Here is a 15,351-nt window from a genome sequence, read left to right on the forward strand (position 1 = left end):
CAAGTTATAGACTTTCCAAGGCGTACAGCCGCTCGCTCAGCTTCATCAAAACTTCGTCGATCTCGTCATACTGGCTCTCTTTACCCGGCGAATTGCGCAAATCCAGCAAGGAATCGATATCCCGGGTCACCAGCTCGATCTCCCGTTCAGCACCGTCGTAGAAGAACAGCTTTTCCAGATCCATCAGAATACGAGTTTCTTTGTACTCATAGATCAACTTCACCTTGCCATCCCGCTCTTCACCGATGCGGACTACGGAGCCGCGAGAATACTCGTAGATCATAGCAAAGCCGTTGTAAACGCGGCGGACCACTGCATCCCCTTTGAACACGGCTATGGCTTTACGCATCGTATTCGCCATTTTTTGTGAGGATAACGTGCACGGGCCAGCCCCCAGAAAATGGTCATCCTTGCGCTGGAACATGAACACGATCGATTCGTCGGCGTCCTCAAGAATTTCAAGTTCCCGGTTTCCGTTCTCCAGAATATTGACCTGGACTTTCTTTCCGGTACTCCTGAACAAACGGATGAACTGGTCCAACTCGGCTTCCGTCAAATCCAGGAAGGTTTTGACAAACTCCGTCTCTAACCCGTGCGCCATACCAATCCCTCGATTCTTATTGACCGCAAACCCGATCCGCACTCCATCTTTCCATATTATACTACAGGGTGCGGGCGCTGTCTCTTAGGGATTCTCTGCTGGTGGATAACCGGCTGCCTCGTCGATCCGACTCCATAGTTCCTCTACACCCATTCCCGTCTCCGAAGAGAACAGAATCGGTAATTCACCCTTGCCCATTCCCAGCTCTTCCCGGATGACCTTCAGGTGCTTTTGCCATTGGCTGCGGGGCAGCTTGTCCGCCTTCGTCGCCACCACAAGGGTAGGGATGTCGTTATACGTCAACCATCCGTACATGGCCTGATCGTTTTTAGTTGGCGGATGACGCAAATCAATGATCAGCAGCACCCGTTTCAACTCTTCCCGAGTCAGCAAATATTCCTCGATAAACTTCCCCCAAACCGCCCGCTCCGAACGGGCAACCTTGGCATAGCCGTAACCCGGCACATCGACGAAATAGAAAAAATCATTGATTTTGTAATAGTTCAGCGTTTGGGTTTTCCCGGGCTGAGAGCTTGTCCTCGCCAAATTCTTCCGGCTGATGAGCCGGTTGATCAAGGAGGATTTGCCCACATTGGAACGCCCCGCCAGAGCGATCTCCGGCAAGGCGTCGGTTGGATATTGGCCCGGGCCAACAGCACTGATGATAAACTCAGCTTGGTTGACCTTCATTCATTTGTACCTCGTCATTATGATGGATTGGCATGATTAGCGATCCCTGCAGGGGACGAATAAGCGCGTGTGAAAGCACCTGATCCATATGGGATACGGGGATGAACTTCACATTTTGCCGCACGCTGTCGGGAATATCCCGCAGATCCTTTTCATTGTCCTTCGGGATCAGGATGGTGGTGATACCGGCGCGATGGGCGGCCAGCGCCTTTTCCTTTAATCCGCCGATGGGAAGCACTCTCCCTCTCAGCGTGATTTCGCCAGTCATCGCCACTTCCCGGGAAACCGGGATGTTGGTCAGCGCCGAGATCAGCGCCGTCGCCATGGTGATACCGGCCGAAGGACCGTCCTTCGGAATGGCGCCTTCCGGGACATGGACGTGAATGTCGTTTTTCTCATGAAAATCAGCCGAAATGTCAAATTCCTTCACCCGGGAACGAGTGTAGCTGAAGGCGGCTTGAGCCGATTCCTTCATGACGTCGCCCAGCTTGCCGGTCAAGGTAAGCTTGCCGCTTCCAGGCAGGACGCTGACTTCGATGACCATCGTGTCGCCGCCCACTTCGGTCCAGGCAAGACCCGTCACCGCTCCAACCTGATCTTCTTCCTCAGCCAATCCGTACCGAAACTTAGCTGGCCCCAAAAAGTCCTTCAAATTGTCGGAGTGGATTTCCACAGTTTTCGTTTCGTCCGTGATGATTTCCTTCGCGCTCTTGCGGCAAAGACTAGCCAGAAGCTGCTCCAGATTCCGTACGCCAGCCTCCCGGGTATACTCCCGGATAACCGATTGCACGGCGGAATCATCTACTGCCAGCTGCTCTTCCTTCAGACCATGCTCGCGAATCTGCTTAGGCAGCAAGTATTCCTTGGCGATGTTGAGCTTCTCCAACTCCGTATAGCCCGGAATATAAAGCATCTCCATCCTGTCCAACAGTGGCCTTGGAATATTATGAGCAGCATTGGCCGTGGTGATAAACATAACGTTGGACAAGTCAAAAGGCACTTCAATGTAATGATCGCTGAAGGTGCCATTTTGTTCGGGATCGAGAACTTCAAGCAGCGCCGCGGAAGGATCGCCGCGGAAGTCCATCGCCATCTTGTCGATCTCATCCAGCAAAAACACCGGGTTTTTCGTCCCCGCGTTCTTCATCCCTTGGATGATACGGCCTGGCATCGCGCCCACATAGGTTCTCCGGTGTCCGCGAATCTCCGCTTCATCCCGTACGCCGCCGAGAGAGATACGGACGAATTCCCGCCCGAGAGAACGGGCGATAGAACGGGCGATGGAGGTTTTGCCGACGCCGGGAGGCCCCACAAAGCAGAGGATCGGCCCCTTAAGCCGTTTGACCAGCTTTTGCACGGCCAAATATTCCAACACCCGCTCCTTCGGCTTTTCCAATCCGTAATGGTCTTTGTTCAAAATCTCCTCGGCCTTGACCAAGTCCAGATCGTCTTCCGTTTGGTTCTTCCAGGGTAAAGCCAGCAGCCAGTCGATGTAGTTGCGGATGACACCGCCTTCCGCCGAAGAGGCTGGCATTTTTTCCAGGCGATCCAGCTCTTTCTCTACTTTTTCCTGAACTTTTTCCGGAAGTCCGGCTTCCGCCATCAAACTCCGCAGCTCCTCCACTTCGCCGGCGCGGCCTTCTTTCTCGCCAAGCTCTTTCTGGATCGCTTTCAGCTGCTCCCTAAGATAATACTCCTTTTGGGTCTTCTCCATCTGTTTCTTGACCCGCTGGCTGATCTTACGCTCCAGCTCCAGCACTTCCCGCTCGTTGCCGAGAATGTCAAGAAGCTTTTCCAGCCGTTTGCGGACGTCGATGGTTTCCAGAATATCCTGTTTGTCTTTAATCTTCAAAGAAAGATGGCTGGTGATGACATCCGCCAACCGTCCCGGCTCCTCGATATCGGATACGGCAGCAAGAGTTTCCGGAGTTACCTTCTTGGAAAGATTGATGTAGTGCTCAAACTGCCCCAACACCGTGCGAATCAGCGCATCGACTTCCGAGTCGTTAACCGTCTGTTCCGGAAGCTCGCGGATCATCACCTCGTAGTACTCTTCATTATCCAGATACTCTTCGATTTCAGCGCGGATGACGCCTTCCACCAAGACGCGAATCGTACCGTTGGGCAGCTTCAGCATCTGCCGGACCCGCGCTACCGTGCCCGTGCTGTATATGTCTTCCTGCGTCGGCTCTTCAATGTTGATCTCCGACTGCGAACAAAGGAGAATCAGGCTGTCGTCCACCATTGCCTTCTCCAGTGCCTTAACCGATTTTTCCCGCCCCACATCTAAATGAAGCACCATGCTTGGATATACCAGCAACCCCCGCAAAGGCAGCAATGGTATGCGTTTTCCCTTTGAACTTACCGACCCCATGCCACACCTCCACTGGTGAATCAGCCATATGTCAGCATTATTTTATCAAATGTTCAGGCAAAACACCAATTTACGGCAATCCCAGCTCCATCTTTTACCGCATGTTTTACGAAAATTGGGCTCGAAACTGGTTATCCTTGCTCGGCATGGAAAACCGGCATCGCCGCCGTCATGGAAGCATCGGCCATTACAGCAGGGGTCATATCCCCGCGGTAAGCGATGGTTAAGCCGAGAGAATGTTCCAACACCTCTTCCACCGATTCCACCGGGAGCACTTCCACCCCCTGCAGATCGCGGAAAATCTCCTGCCAATTTTCCTTCGGAATCAGCACCCTCGTCGCCCCTGCCTGAAATGCCGCTTCCACCTTGGGAACGACGCCGCCAACGGGCTTCACCTTGCCGTGGATGCTGATCTCTCCCGTCATCGCCAGCTTGTTGTCCACGGGGATTCGCTCGATGGCGGAGACGATGGCCGTCGCCATGGAAACGCCGGCAGAGGGTCCATCTATAGGTGTACCGCCGGGAAAATTGATGTGCAGGTCGTAATCCTGCGGGCGAAAGCCGAGTCGCTTCAGCACCGTCAGCACGTTCTCTACAGAACCCCGAGCCATGCTTTTCCGGCGGATCGTGCGGGAGCCACCGCCCATCTCTTCCTCATCCACCACTCCGGTAATGTTGAATGCTCCGGCGCCGGCCGCAACTGCAGGCATCGAAGTAACTTCTATTTCCAGCAGAGTACCCAGGTTCGGGCCGTAAACGGCAAGACCGTTGACGAAGCCGATACGGGGCACGCCAGGAATCTTCCGCTCCGGCCGCGGAGGGATCTGGCTACTGTTCACCACCCATTCCACGTCGGCAGCGGTCAGCTCCTTGCGGTTGTCGGTCAAGGCCAAACCGGCGGCAAGCTGAATGACATTGACTGCTTCCCGGCCGTTGGTGGCGTATTTTTTTACGACCTCGACGGCTTCCCGGTTTTCCTCAAACCCGATTTTGCGGATGGCGCCCAGAGCGATCTCTTCGATTTCCGCTGGAAGCAGCGGCCGGAAAAATACCTCCATGCAGCGGGAGCGGATGGCCGGGGGAATCTCCTGAGGCGTGCGGGTCGTCGCGCCTACAAGCCGGAAATCCGCAGGCAGCCCGTTCTGGAAAATATCATGGATATACCCCGGGATATTGGGGTCTTCCGAATTGTAGTAGGCGCTTTCCAGATAGACTTTGCGGTCCTCCAGTACTTTGAGCAGTTTATTCATTTGCACCGGGTGCAGTTCCCCGATTTCGTCGATAAACAGAATGCCACCGTGGGCCTTGGATACGGCTCCCGGCTTGGGCTGGGGGATCCCCGCCACTCCCATGGCCCCCGCACCTTGATAGATGGGGTCGTGAACGGAGCCGATCAGCGGGTCGGCAATGCCCCGTTCATCAAAGCGGGCGATGGTAGCATCCGTCTCCACAAACTTCGCCTCCGCCCGGAAAGGAGACAGCGGATTCTTTTTCGCTTCCTCCAAAATAACCCGAGCCGCCGCCGTCTTCCCGACTCCCGGAGGTCCGTAAACCAGCACATGCTGCGGATTCGGCCCGCACAGCGCCGCCTTGAGCGCCCGAATGCCATCCTTCTGGCCGACAATCTCATCCACAGAACCGGGGCGCGTCCGTTCCGACAGCGGCTTGGTCAAAGAGACTGAGCGGAGCTTCCGCAGCTTCTCCATCTCTTTTTTAGACTCCCTGTCCACCGCAGAGCGGTTGTTTTGCTGGCCTTTAAGCAGATTCCAAAAATAAAGCCCGATAACGACGGCGAAAAACAGTTGAATGCCCATCAAAATTACGCTGATTCCCATATGATTTCCCTCCCAAAGAAAGTGCCTGCAGGATGTGATCCCGAAGCCATCTTCCTAATTTATACTGGTTAGTATTGCCCGCAGAGAAAAGGGATAGTCAATGGACATCAGCCATTACCCGCTTTTACGGCATCCGGAACGAAGGAATGTGCTTTAAGCAATCTTGCAGCAGCGCTTGATAGCTGTCCGTAAAATCCAACCGCTTCAGCACATCCAAATAGCCCGCCAAGTTTTCGGACGTGTTTCTTTTATTCAAGCAAATCAGCGCAATCTCATAATAAATGCAGGTTATGATTTTATCGTATAAAAGGTTGGTTTTATCGGCCAAAGACAGCGCTTTTTCAAAAAAAATCAAGCTCTTCCCGTACTCCCGGTTTTCCAGGCAATGCAAGGCGATATTTTGCATCAAATGCTGCTGGGTCGTCATGCCCTCAATGAAATGCTGATATCTGGTAAATTCGGAGACCGCCCTTGTACCGAAAAAAATAGCATCCTCCAAATCCAGCGAAAACAGGAAGTTATTCAGCAGTTTGAATTCGTACAGGTACCAATTTTCCACCCCTAGAAGATAGGGCTTGATGACCGCGGCGATATCCTTTCGCTCCCGGATTTGATCCGGGCGGCTGTGCTGAATCAATACACCCTGACCGAGTAGATAAAGATGGTAATAGGTTTCGGTTCTCGTCTCTTCGTACAAAGCCAGGCATTCCCGGCTGATCGCTTTTACCTTGGCAAAATCATAGCGGTTGCCGGCCTCCACCATGTCCAAATGGAATCTTCGCTTCAGTGGAGGAACCAGGCCGTTTTGCAGCAGCAACAATTCTTCCAGCGACATTTCCAACCGATCCAACACTTGAACGAATTTCGGGTATCCCGGAAAATAGCTTCCACCTTCGAAGCGCGACAAATTGGATCGGCTCATAATGCCTTGGGCCAGTGCGTCTTGATTCATGCCTTTCGATTTTCGGATTTCCTTGATCGTTGCGCCCAGTGACATTCTCTTCACACTCCGCATTCCTATTTTGTGAGTATCCGGCACAAAGGAAGAACCTGGATTTCATTTTATGCTATCTTCATAAAAATGAAAATGACCCTTGCGGGAAAGGAAAGTGCATGTCGATGGGCAAACCGAAATGGAACAGCAAGATAGTAACGATTTTAATGGGCACTTTTTGTACGAGGACGGCGCTCTTTATGAGCATGCCGTATTTGGCGGTCTTTTTAACGGGGCAAAAACAGTTTTCTGTGGAGCTTACCGGATATGTGCTCGGCATCAATCCTTTGGTGAATGTTTTGTTCAGCGGTCTTGGCGGAGCCTTGGCGGACAAGCTTTCAGCGAAGGCGGTACTAAGGTGGGTACCGATCTTTTGGGGAATCTTCTTTAGCTTTTTTTATGCCGCCGACACGTTCTGGCAGTTTATGCTGCTTAACGGACTTAACGGATTATGCTACAGCCTCTTTGAACCAGCTAGTAAAAAAGCGCTGTCGCTGGAGACGGCACAGGAAGACCGGATTACGGTTTATAACCTTCGCTATGCAGCCATCAACCTGGGCGCTTTCGCAGGGCCAATGCTAAGCGTCCTGTTCAACATGAAGACGACGATGTTCCCCTATGTCATCCTAGGAGCGGTCTACATCCTCTACGGAATCTCCACAGCCTTTATTTTTCGGGATATGAAGGAATCTGTTCCAGCAGAAAATCACGTTTCTCTTCTCCAAGGGTTTTCTGTTATACGCAAAGACTCGGTTTACCTCCTTCTGCTGATCGGCATGAGCTTCTCCTTTTTCGGGTATGCGCAGTTCAACGCAACCGTATCGCAATATGTATCCTCGGCTTCCGTTTTTACCGGCGGCATCCATCTCTATTCCATGCTCCTGTCGATGAATGCGGTCATCGTCCTCGCGGCGCAATTTTTCGTAGTCAAACGCATTTCTACCTGGAACCCCTTCTCCGTCATCCTGCTTAGCAACCTGCTTATCGGCGGAAGCCTCCTCTTGCTGGGCTTGGTCGCTACCTTCCCGTTGCTGTTGGTCTTCATTGTCCTATTCAGCCTTGGAGAGCTATTGATCGGCGCCCGCTTCGATACTCTCATCGATGAACTGTCGGCTCCGGAAACCAAGGGGATGTATTTTGGACTCTCCGAAACCGTAAAAACCGGCTCCATACTCGGCCCGATTATCGGAACCTTTCTGCTTGGGCGCTTCGGAGTGGAAGCCGGTGGGCTCGTGTTCACCCTTTTGTGCGGGATTACTTTGGCAGGTTCTGTCTTCATCGGCTTAGCCAAGTCCCGATATCGAGCATCCGCCCGAACCAACGCCTGTGTGAGCGTCCATCATCGAAAAAAAACGGCGTAACCGGCTGATCCGGCCACACCGTTTCTTATAAAAGTTAGGTAGAGGTTAGAAATAAGTTCAAGAAATCGCGTTTTGGTGCAGCCTTTCCCGTCCGGGAATTTTCCCTGTCCGCTCAAATTCTTGGACAATAAGGTCGATTTCCTTCTTCAATTCGCTTAACAGCTCATCTTCCGGTACCTTGCGGATCATTTCGCCGTAGCGGAACAGCATGCCTTCACCGCGGGCGCCTGCGATGCCGATATCGGCTTCCCTTGCTTCACCTGGACCGTTGACCGCGCAACCCAGCACCGACACCTTAATCGGCACTCTCAAGTTGGAGATATACGCCTCGACCTCATTCGCTATGGAGAACAAGTCGATATCCAACCGGCCGCAGGTGGGGCAGGAGATCAGCGTAGCGGCGTTGGTGATCAGTCCGAAGGCTTTCAGCAGCTCGCGGCACACCTTTACTTCCTCCACCGGATCGGCGCTTAAGGAAATGCGGATCGTGGAGCCGATCCCTTGCGCCAGCAGCGCTCCCAGCCCTGCCGCACTCTTTACTGTTCCAGAGAACAGCGTGCCGGACTCGGTGATTCCAAGGTGCAGCGGATACTTGATAATCTCCGCCGCTTTCGTGTATGCGGCGATGGCCATCGGCACATCCGACGCCTTCAACGAGACGATGATATCGTGAAAATCAAGCTCTTCCAAAATGCCGATATGGAACAGCGCGCTTTCCACCATAGCTTCCGCCGTCGGATAGCCGTATTTGTCCAGCAGGTGTTTCTCCAAAGAACCGGCATTCACGCCGATACGAATCGGAATGCCCTTCTCCTTGCAGGCTTTGACGACCGCTTCGACCTTTTCTCTCCGGCCGATATTGCCCGGGTTGATCCGGATCTTGTCGATGCCGTTTTCGATGGCCTTTAGGGCTAGCCGGTAATCAAAGTGAATGTCGGCGACCAGCGGAATATGAATCCGCTTCTTGATTTCTTTGATAGCTTCGGCCGCTTCCTCGTTGTTGACCGTCACCCGCACAAGCTGGCAGCCGGCTTCCTCGAGGCGTAAAGTTTCCGCCACCGTCGCTTCCACATCCGCCGTTTTCGTTGTGCACATGCTCTGGATGATAACCTCGTCGCTCCCGCCGATGGTCAAATTTCCCACTTTGACAGGAACCGTGTCTCTTCTATGAAACATATCGGGTTTTCTCTCCCTTTACGCCAAACATCCTCCAAGCCGGAGCCTGGAAAAAAGCGCCGGTTTGGAGGCATGATCGGTCGGTAGTATGCAAAAGCGTTACGCGCTTTCTTCTTTTTTCTTGGTTGCTTCTTTGGTCGTCAAGAGAGGCATAACCTTCTCTTGAACGACTTCCTTTGTAACCACGCACTTCGTCACATCGGTGCGGGACGGAATGTCGAACATGACGTCCAGCATGATGCTTTCGATGATGGCACGCAGTCCCCGGGCGCCGGTGTTGCGCTTGATCGCTTCCTTGGCGATGGAATCCAGGGCGTCGGCGTTGAACTCCAGCGCGACGTTATCCATGTCCAGCAGCTTTTGGTACTGCTTGACGAGGGCGTTTTTCGGCTCCGTTAGGATCCGTACCAGCGCTGCTTCATCGAGAGGTTCCAGCGTGGAAACGACGGGAATCCGGCCAACGAACTCCGGAATCAGTCCGAATTTCAGGAGGTCCTCCGGAAGCACCAGAGACAGGTATTCGCCCGGTTTGAGATCGGCCTTGTGACCGTCGGAGCCGAAACCGATGACCTTTTTCCCGATACGCCGTTTGATGATGGATTCCAACCCGTCAAAGGCACCGCCGACGATGAACAGAATGTTGGTGGTGTCGATTTGGATGAATTCCTGATGCGGGTGCTTGCGACCGCCTTGCGGAGGTACTGAAGCAACCGTACCTTCCAGAATTTTCAGCAACGCTTGTTGTACACCTTCACCGGATACGTCGCGGGTAATGGATGGGTTCTCGGATTTGCGGGCTACTTTATCGATTTCGTCGATATAGATAATGCCGCGTTCCGCTTTTTCCACATCGTAATCCGCAGCTTGAATCAGCTTGAGCAAAATGTTTTCCACATCTTCGCCGACATAACCCGCTTCCGTCAGGGAAGTCGCGTCTGCGATGGCAAACGGCACATTCAAAATTTTAGCGAGAGTCTGCGCCAGCAGCGTTTTGCCACTACCAGTCGGACCCAACAGCAGAATGTTGGATTTTTGCAGCTCCACATCCTCCTGCTTGCTTTGGGAATTGATGCGCTTGTAGTGGTTGTAAACGGCAACAGACAAAGATTTCTTCGCGGTATCCTGCCCGATTACGTATTGATCGAGAATGTTGCGGATATCCCGAGGCTTCGGAACGTCCTTCAAATCCAGATCGTCATCGTGGCCCAGTTCTTCCTCCACGATTTCCGTGCACAGCTCGATGCATTCGTCGCAAATATAGACACCGGGACCCGCTACCAGCTTACGCACCTGGTCCTGGGATTTTCCGCAAAAGGAGCACTTCAGTTGGCCTTTTTCTTCATTAAATTTAAACATCGGATCACCCCTTTTTAACTGCTTAGATCTTTACGAGTGACAACCTCATCAATCAAGCCGTAGGCTTTTGCTTCTTCGGCGCTCATGAAATTATCGCGGTCGGTATCGCGATCAATCTTCTCGTAAGACTGTCCGGTACGTTCAACGTAAATCCGGTTTAGTTTTTCCTTCGTTTTCAAAATCCAATCCGCATGGATCTTAATATCCGCTGCCTGACCGCGTACGCCGCCAAGCGGCTGATGAATCATGACTTCGCTGTTGGGAAGAGCAAAGCGTTTGCCTTTGGCTCCGGCCGTCAGCAAGAGCGACCCCATACTAGCTGCCATCCCCACGCAGATGGTGGAAACGTCAGGCTTGATGAATTGCATGGTATCATATATACCCATCCCAGCAGTTACTGAACCACCTGGAGAATTGATGTACAAACTGATGTCTTTCTCGGGATCAGAGGCCGCCAAAAACAGCAATTGAGCGATTACCAGATTCGCCACATCGTCATCGATTGCGCTGCCCAGGAAGATAATCCGGTCCTTCAGCAGACGGGAATAGATGTCGTAGGACCGCTCTCCGCGGGCTTCTTGCTCTACAACCATTGGGATTAAACTCATCGACAACAACCCTTTCCCTCAAATAGCCGGACTTTGGAATCATTTTAACACGTTCCGCCGCCCCTGTCATTTTTTACACAGGTCCGTTAATAATTAAATTCCGGGGGCCCGTTTTTCGAAAAAACAACCCCCAAAAGTGCAGTTAAGCTTGTCAGCTTAGCCCGGTAACTTTTTGGGGGCCTTCATCATCAATAACACTTCAAGAGTTCGAAGCTGCAGCTTGGAACAGCCGCTCGCTAAAGCTTAAGCTGTCACTTTGCTGTTTGCTACAAGGAAGTCAACGGTTTTACGGGTTACGATTTCGCTCTGGAGCTGATCCAGCATGCCGTTTGCCGTGAAGATGGAGCGTACTTCTTCAACCGGACGGTTGTAGGTTTTCCCCATCTTTTCCAGCTCTTCCTGCAATTCTTCTTCGCTTGCTTCGATGCCTTCGGCTTTGCTGACGGCTGCCAGCACCAAGTTGCCGAGAACGCGTTTTTCAGCGTCAGGACGCATTTGGTTCTTCAAGGTTTCCTCGGTTTGACCTGTGAACTGGGTGTACAGTTCAAGGTTCATGCCTTGGCTTTGCAGACGGTTCGCGAATTCGTTCAGCATGTCAGAAACTTGGTTTTCGATCATAACGGCCGGAACTTCAACTTCAGAAGCCGCAATAACCTTTTCGACTACTGCGTTTTCTTTTTCCGTCTTCAGGGCTTGTTCTTTTTGAGTCAAGAGGCGTTTGGAGATATCCTCTTTGTATTCGTCCAAGGTTTCAAACTCGCTAACGTCTTTAGCGAATTCATCATCAAGGGCTGGCAGGTTTTTGCGTTTGAGACCGTTCAGGGTTACCTTGAAGATAACCGGTTGACCCTTCAGTTCTTCCGAATGGTAATCTTCCGGGAAGGTTACGTTGATGTCCTTGGATTCGCCGACGTTCATGCCCACGACTTGCTCTTCAAAGCCAGGGATGAAGCTGCCTGAACCCAGCTCCAGGGAGTAGTTCTCGCCTTTGCCGCCTTCAAAAGCAACGTCGTCTTTGAATCCTTCGAAGTCGATGCTGGTCATATCGCCGTTTTCGGCAGGGCCATCTTCCACGACGACCAGCTCAGCATGGCGCTGTTGCAGACGGTTCAGTTCGGCCGTGATGTCCTCTTCCGTTACTTCGGCTTTCTTTTCTTCTACTTCGACGCCTTTATATTCGCCGAGGGTTACTTCCGGTTTAACCGTAACCTTAGCGGTGAATTTCAAAGCTTGTCCTTTGCCCATTTCCTGTACATCGACTTCAGGACGGTCAACCGGCTCGATTTTGGTTTCTTCAACCGCTTCGGAATACGCTTCTGGCAGAATGATATCCAGCGCATCTTGATACAGACTTTCCACGCCGAAACGAGCTTCAAACATAGACCGCGGAACTTTGCCCTTGCGGAAGCCCGGCACGTTTACTTTTGCCACGACTTTTTTGAATGCTTTGTCTAAAGCGACGGCGACTTTCTCTGCTTCCACTTCAACGGTAAGTACGCCTTGATTCTTCTCTATTTTTTCCCAGGTTGCTTTCATTTTATGCATTCCCCTCCAAAAAATGTGCCTGATTAATCCATTCTTGACAATAACCATTCTATTATAAACATAACCTGTACGCTTTTCAAGCTGGAATCCTTCACAACTTAATCCGGGCTTTTCATTAAAATAAAGGTCTGAATCGCTTGCACTGCCTGTCTCCAAAGAACGCTATACTCATCGGTCACCCCATATCGTTCCTTAATCTCCTCACTGTCCGGGTTTTCCTGCATCATGGAATGAATCGCGCTGTGAAGAGCGGCCGCCCAAACGTCCACTCCGGCGATATCCAGGTCCGCCAGCTTGGCATACAAAGGAGATACATAGATGAAGGCAAGAAAATCGTTCCACAACTGCTCGGCAAAATAGGTGAGTGTCGGATCGGCAAGCCCACTCACCTCCTCAACGCGCTGCAAAATCAATACAGCTGGCGGGCAGAAATCCGTGAGTTCAAGGGGCGTATTATCGATATCCATCTCCATTTGCGTACCTTGGTAATTCAAGGTAAGGGTTCCCTCGGCCCCTCGCTGGCGAAGGGCTTGCATTCCTTTAAACCGTATGTACGGATGAAGCTGCGCACTTTGTACCCATGTCTTCAAAGCCGGATCGATCTCTTCGTGCTCGATATGCGTAAGCTGTCCGAGTGCGAGCAGCATCTTTTCCAATGATGATCCTGTGATCAAGGAATCGAGCAACCGACTCACATACCCGCTGTCGGCGGACGTTCGCTGGCGAACATGACGCTTCAGCATGTCCTGTTCCGACAATTCCTCCTCCTCATCAGTCCAGCTTTCCTCCTTTTCCGGTGTGAAGACGATGGACGACTGCATCGTTTCCAACCATCCAAGCAAGGCCTGCCATTCCTGGCGATTGCGGGGATCGCCGCTGTCGAGCCTAATGAGAAAACGCAGCAGCTCCACCGCTTCCCCATATTGTTCCCCTTCCAAGAGACGGGTCAGCATCATCTGGTAATAATCGACGGTTTTTGGAAACAGGATGACGTTATCTTTGCTGTCTCCATCCTTCTTGCCATCCGTATGCTGCGAAATTTGCCTCACCGCTTTCCGTTTTCTTCTATGATAGATGGTAATCTTTCGAGCAAAAAAAAGCAAAGGGACACGCCAATTTATGTCGATTTTATGACATGAGAAGGTTGTTGAATTTTAAAAGTCGATATGGTATGATAAATCCTGCTTCTTTTTCAAAGGAATATGCGGGTGTAGTTCAATGGCAGAACGCCAGCTTCCCAAGCTTGAGGCGTGGGTTCGATTCCCATCACCCGCTCCATTTACGCATGTGATTCCCGCAAGATGGTCGGATCCAGCGTCAAAACGCCGTATTCCTCCTCTTGTGGGTTTATTATGTCCCAGTAGCTCAGTCGGATAGAGCACTCGCCTTCTAAGCGAGTTGTCGGGGGTTCGAATCCCTCCTGGGACGCCATTATTCAAGCCTTTGATAATACTGAGTTTTTGAAATTTTTTTACACATATTTTACACACAAAAGCCCTGCTATGCAGGGCTTTTTTCTTATTCAATCCAATCCTATTCGTCACAGTTTTTAAATCGTTTCATAATTATAAGCTTCTAATTCCTCTCCATCATGCACCTTGATTGATCGGCTCCGCAGTTCCCGTTTTGGCCGATAGAGATCCTTGCTAATCCGGTAAATGAGTACATCCGCTGCAGACAAATAAAACGCCCGCAGCAACACGGACGAGAGGGTATGTGGATAAAGAGTGGGTCATAAGTGAGAATGGTTTTTTTCGTGTTTGGATCTAGTCCGCTCCCACCCGCTCCGGCAACAGCGTTCTACCAGTTGCATATTGGTTGACGATTGATTTGATTTAATCCATATCTTTGGACGCCGGTTATTAATCGGCGTCCTTTTTCATTTATGTACAGCAGGACGGACCACGGCTCTCAATAACCGATTAAAAAGAACTACGAGGCAAATGCTTCATTTCAAAAATCAGTCAATTTTCCCAATCTTGCTCTTAATGCGACTTATTATAATCTCCATGCGATCCAAGGAGTCTTGAATGGCGATAAGTCGTTCATCGATTTTTTGGATTGCACCAATTAAGCTAATTAATTCCAGGCGGAGCCGAGCGTCTTGGAGACTAATTCTATCTGCTCCTAAATCTCGGGCTACTGCAAGTAATGCATCATTAATTTCCTGCTTATTCAAGGTAGTGCCTCCTTAATTCCTACAAATTCTTGCTTCACCTCATCTCTTTTGGTCCGTCCCTATCATAAAAGACCAATTTTCGACATCACTGTTTCCGACTTTCCCGAATAACACTCTCGTAATCGGAGAGGTAACCGGGAAAAATGTGACTTCTAGAAGTAATCCCGCTCCTATTCACATACAGGTTAGGCAAGTGTTTATGGTAGAAAATCCGACGCGGCTCTCTTAATCGCATATGGCCGGAACTACGGTGGATCTGGTGGTGTTTGGTTTAGCACAAAAAAAAATATCAGAAAAAAGAGCAGCGAAGTCTGGTCATAGCCCCGTCAAGTAGACAACTATAAAAGAGCACTTTTAAGCAGCGACCGCTTGCCGATATTCATAAGGTGAGCGGTTGCCGAGTTTTTTCTGGAAACGTTTGTTGTTGTAAAAAGTTATATAATCAAAAATCATTTTTTCTGCCTCTTCAAGTGACTGCGGCTTTTCTAAATAGATTTTCTCTGTCTTTAAGTGAGAAAAGAACGACTCGACGCATGCATTGTCGTAGCAGTTCCCTCGCCGTGAATGACTGCCTTCTATGCCTTTCTTCTTTAACAGTAAGGCGTAGGGCTTCGAAGTATACTGGTAGCCCC

General features: G+C 51.0%; 14 protein-coding genes and 2 tRNA genes. 3 read left to right on the forward strand and 13 right to left on the reverse strand.

The features are described 5' to 3' along the window. Nucleotides 1-4: 4 nt before the first annotated feature. From TJ79_RS09940 to TJ79_RS09960, 5 genes are all read right to left on the reverse strand, one after another. Nucleotides 5-601: a hypothetical protein gene (locus tag TJ79_RS09940; RefSeq protein WP_040950150.1), complete on the reverse strand. Its 597-nt coding sequence runs from the start codon at nucleotides 599-601 to the stop codon at nucleotides 5-7. 84 nt (nucleotides 602-685) lie between these two features. Continuing rightward, nucleotides 686-1,291 (reverse strand): ribosome biogenesis GTP-binding protein YihA/YsxC, encoded by a 606-nt coding sequence (gene yihA / locus TJ79_RS09945; RefSeq protein ID WP_040950151.1) that lies wholly within the window; start codon nucleotides 1,289-1,291, stop codon nucleotides 686-688. Then, complete coding sequence (gene lon / locus TJ79_RS09950) at nucleotides 1,272-3,665, reverse strand: endopeptidase La (RefSeq protein WP_052339448.1); 2,394 nt, start codon at nucleotides 3,663-3,665, stop codon at nucleotides 1,272-1,274. Before lon ends, yihA begins: the two co-directional genes overlap by 20 nt. 131 nt (nucleotides 3,666-3,796) lie before the next feature. Then, entirely contained in the window at nucleotides 3,797-5,500 is a 1,704-nt protein-coding gene (gene lonB, locus TJ79_RS09955) for an ATP-dependent protease LonB (protein WP_040950152.1), read from the reverse strand. A gap of 124 nt (nucleotides 5,501-5,624) precedes the next feature. After that, on the reverse strand, nucleotides 5,625-6,497 hold the full coding sequence (locus TJ79_RS09960; RefSeq protein WP_040950153.1) for a helix-turn-helix domain-containing protein: 873 nt from the start codon (nucleotides 6,495-6,497) through the stop codon (nucleotides 5,625-5,627). A 122-nt stretch (nucleotides 6,498-6,619) separates the two neighbouring features. Between TJ79_RS09960 and TJ79_RS09965 the strand changes: the two genes are divergently transcribed. After that, a complete protein-coding gene (locus TJ79_RS09965) occupies nucleotides 6,620-7,855 on the forward strand; it encodes an MFS transporter (RefSeq protein ID WP_040950154.1) in 1,236 nt (411 codons plus the stop codon). A 57-nt stretch (nucleotides 7,856-7,912) separates the two neighbouring features. On the opposite strand, the gene ispG is transcribed toward TJ79_RS09965, so the two are convergent. The 5 genes from ispG to TJ79_RS09990 form a co-directional block, all read right to left on the reverse strand. Beyond that, nucleotides 7,913-9,031, reverse strand: coding sequence for a flavodoxin-dependent (E)-4-hydroxy-3-methylbut-2-enyl-diphosphate synthase (gene ispG, locus TJ79_RS09970; protein WP_040950155.1), 1,119 nt, complete (start codon nucleotides 9,029-9,031; stop codon nucleotides 7,913-7,915). A 99-nt stretch (nucleotides 9,032-9,130) separates the two neighbouring features. After that, nucleotides 9,131-10,387 (reverse strand): ATP-dependent protease ATP-binding subunit ClpX, encoded by a 1,257-nt coding sequence (gene clpX, locus TJ79_RS09975; protein ID WP_040950156.1) that lies wholly within the window; start codon nucleotides 10,385-10,387, stop codon nucleotides 9,131-9,133. Between the two features lie 14 nt (nucleotides 10,388-10,401). Then, nucleotides 10,402-10,995 (reverse strand): ATP-dependent Clp endopeptidase proteolytic subunit ClpP, encoded by a 594-nt coding sequence (gene clpP, locus TJ79_RS09980; RefSeq protein WP_040950157.1) that lies wholly within the window; start codon nucleotides 10,993-10,995, stop codon nucleotides 10,402-10,404. A 243-nt stretch (nucleotides 10,996-11,238) separates the two neighbouring features. Next, nucleotides 11,239-12,531 carry a trigger factor gene (gene tig, locus TJ79_RS09985; protein ID WP_040950158.1) on the reverse strand — a complete coding sequence of 431 codons (1,293 nt, stop codon included), beginning with the start codon at nucleotides 12,529-12,531 and terminating at the stop codon, nucleotides 11,239-11,241. Between the two features lie 107 nt (nucleotides 12,532-12,638). Continuing rightward, on the reverse strand, nucleotides 12,639-13,589 hold the full coding sequence (locus TJ79_RS09990) for a hypothetical protein (RefSeq protein ID WP_155987837.1): 951 nt from the start codon (nucleotides 13,587-13,589) through the stop codon (nucleotides 12,639-12,641). 155 nt (nucleotides 13,590-13,744) lie between these two features. Between TJ79_RS09990 and TJ79_RS09995 the strand changes: the two genes are divergently transcribed. Then, a tRNA-Gly gene (locus TJ79_RS09995) sits at nucleotides 13,745-13,818 on the forward strand. Nucleotides 13,819-13,894: 76 nt separating this feature from the next. After that, nucleotides 13,895-13,971: transfer RNA gene (locus TJ79_RS10000), tRNA-Arg, on the forward strand. 118 nt (nucleotides 13,972-14,089) lie between these two features. Here the strand turns inward: TJ79_RS10000 and TJ79_RS28740 are convergent. The 3 genes from TJ79_RS28740 to TJ79_RS26630 all read right to left on the reverse strand — a co-directional run. Beyond that, nucleotides 14,090-14,242: a YhjD family protein gene (locus TJ79_RS28740; RefSeq protein ID WP_474995147.1), complete on the reverse strand. Its 153-nt coding sequence runs from the start codon at nucleotides 14,240-14,242 to the stop codon at nucleotides 14,090-14,092. Between the two features lie 258 nt (nucleotides 14,243-14,500). Further along, nucleotides 14,501-14,719, reverse strand: a complete 219-nt coding sequence (locus TJ79_RS10005; RefSeq protein ID WP_040950159.1) for a hypothetical protein — start codon at nucleotides 14,717-14,719, stop codon at nucleotides 14,501-14,503. A 354-nt stretch (nucleotides 14,720-15,073) separates the two neighbouring features. After that, nucleotides 15,074-15,351, reverse strand: a 278-nt coding sequence (locus TJ79_RS26630) for an IS3 family transposase (RefSeq protein WP_040950169.1), incomplete at its 5' end; no start/stop codon positions are given.

The organism is Gorillibacterium massiliense (assembly GCF_000455485.1).
Taxonomy (GTDB): domain Bacteria; phylum Bacillota; class Bacilli; order Paenibacillales; family NBRC-103111; genus Gorillibacterium; species Gorillibacterium massiliense.